Origin of the sequence: Halorubrum sp. GN12_10-3_MGM (assembly GCF_005435235.1) — an archaeon.
GTDB lineage: Archaea > Halobacteriota > Halobacteria > Halobacteriales > Haloferacaceae > Halorubrum > Halorubrum ezzemoulense.
Genome location: NZ_SGUB01000066.1, coordinates 1 through 791 on the forward strand (window position 1 = coordinate 1; position 791 = coordinate 791).

At 59.5% G+C, this 791-nt stretch carries 1 protein-coding gene; it reads right to left on the minus strand.

Features of this window, described 5'->3' with window-relative positions; all coding sequences use genetic code 11:
• Positions 1-8: 8 nt before the first annotated feature.
• The coding region (gene tnpC / locus EXE47_RS18255) for an IS66 family transposase (RefSeq protein WP_137708630.1) at positions 9-791 on the minus strand (783 nt) is incomplete at its 5' end.

Consider the following 791-nt stretch of genomic DNA (forward strand, 5'->3'; position numbering starts at 1 on the left):
GTACGTGTTTACCCCGGAGTCTCGACAGCCGGCACAGCGTGAGCCCGTGAGATCAGTTCATTGTTACTGACGGCTCGACGAAGCTCTTCGTATGGATTGCGTCCCTGCTGGCGCCACGTCGCCAGCAGGGACAAGACCGTCTCGTGAACGAACATTCCTCGGTCATTACGCAGCGTTCCGATGATTTTCCGCAGAACTACTGGTTCCCGAAGCGCGTTCTCTGCGGCATTGTTTGTCGGAGAGACCGCTGGCTCACCGACGAAGGTGAGCCAGTGGTCGAGACCTCCTTCGATCTTCCCCAGCAGTGTTGCCACTGGTCCGTCGGGTACTGACCGGTCAATCAGCGATTCAAGCTCTCTTCGCGCCACATGCTGGAGGTCTGCTCTCTCACGAGGACTTGGGTCGCTCTCCAGCCGAGCCTGGAGAGCGACGAATAGCTGTCTGAGAGCCTGGTAGATCGGTTCACCTTCTGGCTGCTTTTCGGCGGCCTCCTCAGCCTCTCGAAGAATGTGCGCCCAGCACCGCTGGAGGTTGCTGCTGAAAGCTGGGTACGCCGTCCACCCGTCACAGACGACTGTTCCCGCGAAGTCCTCGCCGAGGACTTCCGCGGGAACATCACTTCCGCGACTCTCCCTGACCGCGTACAACGTGTGTTGAACGGTCTGAAACGTCCAAATCCACGCTTGTTCACCGTCGCGCTTGATGCCTGTCTCGTCGATGTGAACCACGTCAGCATCCTGAATCTCTTGACGGATCTGCTCGTACTCACAGCGACCGGCGCGCGCAGCGCG